This window comes from Achromobacter sp. UBA5777, assembly GCF_002418565.1.
GTDB classification, from domain to species: domain Bacteria; phylum Pseudomonadota; class Gammaproteobacteria; order Burkholderiales; family Burkholderiaceae_B; genus Achromobacter; species Achromobacter animicus.
This window is the reverse complement of the sequence record NZ_DIEJ01000160.1, coordinates 1-8,003: the sequence shown is the minus strand read 5'-3', so window position 1 is coordinate 8,003 and position 8,003 is coordinate 1. Positions and strand designations below refer to the sequence as shown.

Here is an 8,003-nt window from a genome sequence, read left to right as displayed (position 1 = left end):
GTTCGGCGGCTCGCTGGCGATCAACCGCCGCCAGGAAGGCTGCGTGCGGTATTGCCACGTGCCCATGCCGTCGGTCACGCCCCGGCGCTACCGTTGCCAGCCGGACCTGGCCATGCAAGACCTCGGCGCCGCAGCCGCAAAGCGCGCAGCGGCGCGCGTGGCCCCCTCGTTCACCTCCACGCAGTTCGGATCGCCGTCTTACGGACAACTGGCGCGCGGCTGCGCGNNCGCGCTCGAGATCCGCGAAGGCGCGGACAACGGCGCCGAAATGGGCGCCTGGAATTTTCTGCTGCAAGCCCAGCGCGAAGCCAACTTGCGGCAGGCGCTGGACGAGTATCTGCGCTTTGGACTCGAAGCGGGATTGATCCCCGTGAACTGAGCCCCCTGTCTTCGGGAACAACACCATGAAAGCCGATCTCAGCCGCCTCACATTCGACCCCGCCCGGCGCTACCGGGCCGTCCGCATGCAGCAGGGCCGCGTGCAGATGGATTCGGACTGGAACGAGCAGCAGGACATCCTGAACCGCCGCATCGAAACCGAGACGGCGGACACCGTCGGCCGGGTGGGTGTGCCGCTGGCCGCGCCGGGCTTTGCGCTGGCGCCTGCCGGCAAGGACCTGGCGCTGTCGGCCGGTCGCCTGTATCTGGACGGCCTGTTGTGCGAGAACCCGCAGCCCGCCACCGTCGCAAAGCAGCCCGACATGCCGCCGACGGCATCGCCGGTGCTGCCGGCTGGCGCGTCCGTCCTGCCGCTGCCGCCGCCCGCTCTCACGCCGGCCGACATCGACGGCGTGGTCGTCTTCGGATCGAGCGGGCAAGCCGCGCCGCCGCCGGAGGGCATGTACCTGGCCTATCTGGAAGCGTGGCAGCGCCACCTGTGCACGCTCGACCTGCCGGCCGGCGACACCAGCATGCGCGAGGTCGCGCTGGNNCTGTGGCAGGTCAAGCTGATGCAAGTCGGCGCGCCCGACGCCGCCCTCACCTGCCTGTCGGCGCTGCCGGCGTGGGATGCGCTGACCGCCTTGCCCGATGCGCGCATGGCCGCGCGCGCCGAAGCCAGCGTGCCACCCAAGACGCCGTGCCAATTGCCGCCCGACGCCGGCTACCGTCTGCTGGAAAATCATCTCTACCGCATCGAGATCCATCAGGACGGCGCGGGCGCGGGCAAGGCGCGCTACAAGTGGTCGCGCGAAAACGGCAGCATCCTGTCGCGCGTCGTGCGCTGGCTGGACGACCCCGTGGCCAACGAATTCGAAGTCGCCAGCATCGGCCGCGACGACGTGCTGGCCATCACCGCGGGATGCTGGGTCGAATTCCTGGACGACACGCACGAACTGCTGGGACAGCCGGGGCCGCTGGCGCAGGTGGTGCGCACCGACGGCAACACCGTCACCATCGATCCCGCAAGCCTGATCGGCCATCCCTTGGATGCCGCGCGCTTTCCGTTGAATCCGCGCGTGCGCCGTTGGGACGGCGTCGCGGAAATCACGCCCGCGCCCATCAACAGCGCCAACGCAGGCTGGGTGGAGCTGGATCAGGACGGCGTCGAAATCAAGTTTTCCCCAGGCCGCCTGCGCGTGGGCGACTATTGGCTCATTCCCGCGCGCACCGCCACGGCGTCGATCGAATGGCCGCAACTGCCCGACGGCAAGCCCGCCTTCAACGCGCCTGCGGGCGTTCTGCGCGCGTTCGCGCGATTGGCCTTGCTGCGCTGGCAGGCCGGCGCGTGGACCGCCGTCAGCGACTGCCGCCCGCTCTTTCCCGCGTTGACGGAACTGACGCAGCTCTACTACGCGGGCGGCGACGGGCAGAGCGTCAAGCCCAATCCCGCGATGACGCCCGACGTGGTGCCGCTGCCTGCCGAATTGCGGGCGGGCGTGGCCAACGGCAGCCTGCCGGTGGCGGGCGCCGTCGTGCGCTTCACGGTGGACGCAGGCCGCCTGCCGAATGGCACGGCCACGCAGGACGTGTCGACCGGCGCCGACGGCGTCGCATCCATCGCCTGGTCCCTCGCCTGCGATGCCGCCCGCCCCGTGCAACGCGCCACGGCGCAACTGCTGCGCGCAGGCCAGCCCGCGCCCGACCGCTACCTGCCGCTGCGCTACACGGCGATGCTGGCGCTGGCATCCGAGGTGGCCTACGATCCGCGCAACTGCGCGGACCTGCTTGCGGAGCAGGCCTATTCGGTGCAGGAAGCCTTGGACGCCCTGTGCCGTCGCACCCACGGCGGCGGCTGCTGCCTTACCGTCGGCCCGGCGGGCGATTTCCCGACGCTGGACAACGCGCTGCGCACGCTCATCGGGCAGGACCGCATGGACATCTGCCTGTGCCTGACGCCGGGCGAACACAAGCTGGACGACGATCTCATCATCAAGGGCCCGCGCGTGCGCCTGATGCTGCATGGGTGCGGCCCGGCCAGCCGGCTGATGCTGGATGAACGGATGTTCAGCCTGGACGGTTTTTCCAGCGTTTCCATTGCCGACCTGGTGATCACGCGGCGCGGCCAGCCGGCGGCGATCGCTTTCAACCAGTGCGCCGACCTGCGGCTGTCGCGCGTCGATTGCGCGGGGCCGGCCGGACCCGGCAACAGCCTGGTGCGTGTCGACGGCAGCCGCCGCGTACACATCGAGACCTGCCGTCTTTATGCCGCCGGCCGCGGCAACGCCGAACGCCTCGACCAGCTCTTCACCCGCGCCCCGGCGCTGTCCGCGCTGAAGCGCGCGCTTTCTCCCGATGCGGTGCTGGACGATGACGACGATCGCGCCGCCTCGGCGCTGTCCCGCCAGCCCCTGGATGCGCGCAAGGCGATGACCACGGAGATCGCCGCGCTGCTGCGCGCGGGCGCCGCGGGCAACGCGTTGACGATGACGCCGCGCATCCAGTCGGCGCTGACGACGCTGGCTACGCATCTGGGTCGCGAAACACCCGCAGCCAAACGCCTGCGCCCCGCCATCGCCGCGCTTGCCGCCGCGCTGCTGGCCGATCCGCTATCGTGCGCGCTGGCGCTGCTGGACAACGACGCCGACACCACCGTGCGCGACAACCGCCTGCGCGGCGGCATCGCGCTCTTTGCGGAATCAGGGGATTTTCCGGAGCTGACGACGGATCAGTTGAAGCTGCTGGGCGGCGGCATCCGCACAGGCAAGATGGTGCCGGAAGGCGACGGCACGCTGACGCTGCAAAGCAACCACCTGTCCAGCCTGCGGCTCGGGGCCGAAGCGGCGCGCGCCATGCTGACCATCATCCAGACGGGCGGCGAGTTCGCCGCGTGGCGCTGCCTGCGCGCCGCCGACAACGCGCTGGAGGCCTTCAGCCACTTCCCGGCATTCGACGCCGCCATCACAGGCAACAACCTGTTGACCAACGGTGACGCCGGGGCCCTCATGGCCACGCAGGCCAAGGTGATCGGCAACTTCGCGCACAACGATTTCCGGTTGTTTGTGTCGGGCGCGAATCCGGAAGTGCTAGCGAACGGCGGGTTGAATGTCGTGACGGTGTGAACGCGGGATCATCACCACTGCATCGACGCGCCGATCCCCGCCGTGGGACCTCCTGAAGCCATGCCCACGCCGGCCTTGAGCTTGACGCGGTCATTCACACGGGCCGACGCGCCCACCGCAACCGCCTGGTAGCCGCGATACGTGGCGGCGCCCAAGCCCAATGCGAACCGCTTGCCCGGGTCGACTTCCGGAATCATGGTCAGCGCCGTGGTGGCCGCGATGCCCGAATAGGCGTTGCGCGCAACGTCGTCGATGGCGCGGTTGGCCTGGTCGATGCGGTTATCCAGGCGAGCGAGTCCTTCGCGGTTGCGTTGCACGCCGGTATCCAGCGAGCCAAGCGCATCGCCCACGTTGTAATACGTCTGGCCGTCGAGCTGATACGCGGGTCCGGTGACCGCGCCCGTAGCCGTATCGATATGCGCGCCGCCGCCCAGGCCGCCCACCACCGGGTTGAGTTGACCCACATTAACGGCATCGGTGTTGTGCGTGCCCGCGGCCACATTGGTCACCTGGCGCTCGGCGCCTTGCGCGCCCACCGAGACCGAATTGGCGCGGTCAGCCACGGACCCCGCACCCAGCGCCACGCCGTTGGCCGCCGTCGCCGAGGCGTTGGCGCCGATGGCCACGCCGTTGGACGCGGTAACGGTGGCGTTGGCTCCGACCGCCGTGCCCATCGTGCCCGTGCCCGCCGCGGCGTTGTCGCTGCCGTCGCCCGCGCCGTCGACGCTGACGTAGGCGTTGGCGGCGTTCATCTGACCGACCTGTTGCGAAAGGGCGTAGAGCTGGCTGCCATTGACCGCGTCCGTGCTGGTTGCGGAGACGACGCCGTTGGCGACGCCCGTGACGGTGCGCGTGCCGTCCGTGCCCGACATGTCGATCACGTTGCCGCCTGTGGACGCGGCCACGGAGATGGCGCCTGTCACCGCATCCTGCCGGACCAGACCGACGGTACCGTTGTTGAGGTTGGTGGTCAGCGTGTTCAGGTTGGCCGTGTTCTGCGCGACAGTGGTGCCCAACGTCGTGATGGCCGTGCTGTTGGACTGCACTTGCAGATTGGTCGCGTAAAGCTGCGATCCATTCACTGCGTCCAGGCTGGTGGACGACAACACGCCCGCGCCCACCTGAGTGATCTGGTTTCCGTTCATGTAGATGCTGTTCAGCATGTGGATGCCGTTTTCGCCCTTCAATTCCAGCGTGCCATCGTCATACCCGGTCACTCTGGCTGACGAGAGGGGCAATCCCGATGCCATGCCGGTGCTCGCGGCGTTGTTCAGGGAAAAGGCCTCGCCGAGCGCAGAGCAGTTAAGGGTGGTGTTGGGTGAGGGATGGGCGTTGACGATGATCCCGCTACCCGCGGTGGGGTCGCATAGCTGCAATTCCCCGTTGGCGCGGGCAGCGGGCGCCAATGCCAGACTTCCGGCACCAACCAAAAGAACGCCTGCGGCAGAAGCGGCGAGGCGCTTGCTGCAACAGGCGATGCGCCAGCGGACGGCGCGGCGCGCGCTTACTCGAAAGATTTCGGTTGCATTGCAGACAGACGAAAGGACGTGGTTCATGGCATATCCATTCAGCGCGAAGGCGCAGACGTTATCGAAGAATTCATCTCAAAAAAAATCCTTAACCATTTGATCGATAAGGATTTTTCTTTCAATCTACTGAGCCCCGAATACCCGAACCATCAAAAATTTCTTATATTTGGACGTTCAAATACGACATAGATCAACAAGCGCCATAGCCACCGCGTCGCCTGAGAAAAGGCCCTTGTCGCCGATCGGCAAGCACGACAGCATCCGACATGCAAATGACAGGTTAGGCCCACTACAATGGGTCTGCTGCATCGCAGCATTCCGCAATCCTCTTCGTAGTCTCCATGTCCCATTCCGTTTCCTCGCAGCACCGGCCCGCCCTGGTGCTGCTGGCGCTTGCCGTTGGCAGCTTCGCGATCGGCACCACCGAATTCGCGACGATGAGCCTGCTTCCCTACTTCTCACAGTCGCTGGGCATCGACGCCCCCACCGCCGGCCATGTGATCAGCGCGTACGCGTTGGGCGTCGTGGTCGGCGCGCCCATCCTTGCCGTGCTGGGCGCCCGCATGCCGCGCCGCCGGCTGCTGATCGCGCTGATGGGGCTGTTCGCCATCGGCAACGGCCTGAGCGCGATCGCGCCCAATTACCACTGGATGCTGTTTTTCCGGTTCCTCAGCGGCCTGCCGCACGGCGCCTACTTCGGCATCGCGTCGCTCGTGGCCAGTTCGATGGTGCCGGCCAACCGGCGCACCGTGGCCGTGGGCCGCGTGTTCCTCGGCCTGACCGTCGCCACCATCGTCGGCGTGCCGCTGGCCAACTGGCTGGGCCAGGTCATCGGTTGGCGCTGGAGCTTTGGCCTGGTGTCGCTGCTGGCGGTGCTGACCATGCTGAGCGTGCGCGCCTATGCCCCGGATACGGCCGCCGATCCGCACGCCAGCCCGCTGCGCGAACTGAGCGCACTGGGCCGCGGCCAAGTGTGGATCACACTGGCCATCGGCGCTGTCGGGTTCGGCGGGCTGTTCTCCATTTACACCTACCTGGCGGACACGCTGACCGCCGTCACGCAGGTCTCTCCCGCCACGGTGCCGCTGGTGCTGAGCGCCTTCGGCGTCGGCCTGACGGTGGGCAACATGGTCGTGCCGGTGTTTGCCGATCGCGCCGTCATGCGCACGGCGGGCCTGTTGCTGCTGTGGTCGGCCGTGGTGCTGGCCCTGTTCCCCTTCATGGCCCACAACGTGTGGCTGATCACGTTGAACGTGTTCCTCGTGGGCGTGGGCGGTGCGCTGGGCACGGTGCTGCAGACGCGCCTGATGGACGTCTCGGGCGACGCGCAGGGGCTGGCCGCGGCGCTAAACCATTCCGCGTTCAACACCGCCAACGCGCTCGGGCCGTTCCTGGGCGGACTCGCGATTGCCGCCGGGTTCGGGTGGACGTCGACCGGGTGGGTCGGCAGCCTGCTCGCCATCGCCAGCATGCCGTTGTGGCTGTGGGCGGTGATGCTGGAACGCCGGTCGCGCTCGGCGCGGGCGGACAAGCTGGTGGTCAGCACCGAATCGGCCCGCTGAACCAATAGGGGACGCCATCATGGCGTCCCCTATTCAGTACCTCGTGGGCGCACGCACGTCCCCATTTATCGCATTGCAAAACGTCTGTCCCACGCCACACCGGGCAAGCGCCTATTGCAGCCCGCGGCCGCGCCGCAGCTATACTTTCCGCACTCTTTACCACCCACAAGACGCGCTGCACCTCCAACATGCAGCGCTTTTTTTATGCCCGTTTTTACTGCCCTGCTGCGCCCGCTGTGCCAGGCGCTTTGCTGCCTGGCCGCAGCCCTCTTCTCCACCCACGCCTTGGCCGCGCCACCGACGCTGGCCGAATGCCACGGCATCAAGGATTTGGCCTTTGTTGCCCACCTGGATGACGATCTGCTCTTCATGAATCCGGACGTCGCCTCGAACATCGAGGCCGGCGGCTGCGTGCGTCTGGTCTACCTGACCGCCAGCGACGCCGGCGAAGGCGAAGGCTACATGCTGGGCCGTGAGCGGGGCGTGCGCGCCGCGTACGCCTACATGGCGCACCAGCCCGACGCCTGGAAGGAAGACACCGGCATCGTCGCGGGCCGACAGATCGCGCGCTTCACGCTGACCGGTAACCCGCGCGTGCAGCTCTGGCACATGCGCCTGAAGGATCCGTGGCTGGGCAAGGGCTGGGGCAGCCTGACGCCGCTGAGCCGCACGGAGTCCGAGCCCAACCAGAACGTGGACACGCTGGGCCCGCATGCCGAGGTCTATACGCGCGAGCAGCTTGTGGACACGCTGGCCGAGATGATCCGCCAATATGGCCCCACCACCGTACGGCACCTGGACGACACGATCAGCGTGCCGTACACCCAGCTCTGCTGGCGCTGCGCGGGCCACGGCCACCCCGACCACATCGCCAGCGCCCGGCTGGCGCGCGAAGCCATGCTGCGCGCGCCTGGCAACTATGCCGAGACCGGCTATATCGACTACCCCAGCCAGGAACGCGCCACCAATCTGGCCGAATCGGAAATCGCCAGCAAGTCGGTGATCTTCCAGCACTACGCCTGGAACGACTACCACTATTGCGCCGGCCCAAAGGGCTGCCAGGAACCCGCCGGGCCTGCAGCCGCGTGGGTGCAGCGCGCCTACTACGTATCGCGGCACGATGTTGCCCCGCAGGTTTATCCCGACGGACGCGGCGGACTCGTCGTGTTTGCCGCGGGCGAGACCAACGCCGCCGTGAACAGCTGGGATTCCGGCGAAAAGCGCTGGCACAGCCTGGGCGGCCGCACCACCGGCCCCGTGGTGTCATTTGCCCACGCCGACGGCACGGCCGGCCTGATGGCGCGGGACCCGCTGGGCGGCGTCTGGGCCAACAAGCAGCGCCATGACGGCACCTGGCAGGGGTGGCAGGCGCTGGGCGGCCTGCGCGTCACGCAGATCCCCGCCGTCGCGCC

3 protein-coding genes and 3 pseudogenes are annotated in these 8,003 nt (G+C 67.9%); 3 read left to right on the top strand and 3 right to left on the bottom strand.

What is annotated here, in order from left to right; genetic code table 11:
- Positions 1-404 precede the first annotated feature (404 nt).
- Positions 405-3,500, top strand: coding sequence for a DUF6519 domain-containing protein (locus B3446_RS12400; RefSeq protein ID WP_291381364.1), 3,096 nt, complete (start codon positions 405-407; stop codon positions 3,498-3,500).
- Positions 3,501-3,511: 11 nt separating this feature from the next.
- Here the strand turns inward: B3446_RS12400 and B3446_RS28600 are convergent.
- The 3 pseudogenes from B3446_RS28600 to B3446_RS28590 all read right to left on the bottom strand — a co-directional run.
- Positions 3,512-4,246, bottom strand: a pseudogene (locus B3446_RS28600) (YadA family autotransporter adhesin); the annotation flags it as partial.
- Between the two features lie 18 nt (positions 4,247-4,264).
- A pseudogene (locus B3446_RS28595) lies at positions 4,265-4,546 on the bottom strand (hemagglutinin family protein); the annotation flags it as partial.
- Positions 4,543-4,630, bottom strand: a pseudogene (locus tag B3446_RS28590) (hypothetical protein); the annotation flags it as partial. The pseudogenes B3446_RS28590 and B3446_RS28595, both read right to left, overlap by 4 nt.
- A 740-nt stretch (positions 4,631-5,370) precedes the next feature.
- Between B3446_RS28590 and B3446_RS12390 the strand changes: the two are divergent.
- Both B3446_RS12390 and B3446_RS12385 read left to right on the top strand, forming a co-directional pair.
- Entirely contained in the window at positions 5,371-6,591 is a 1,221-nt protein-coding gene (locus B3446_RS12390; RefSeq protein WP_291381362.1) for an MFS transporter, read from the top strand.
- 204 nt (positions 6,592-6,795) lie between these two features.
- Positions 6,796-8,003 (top strand): PIG-L family deacetylase (locus B3446_RS12385; RefSeq protein ID WP_291381360.1); only part of this gene is annotated, 1,208 nt, incomplete at its 3' end.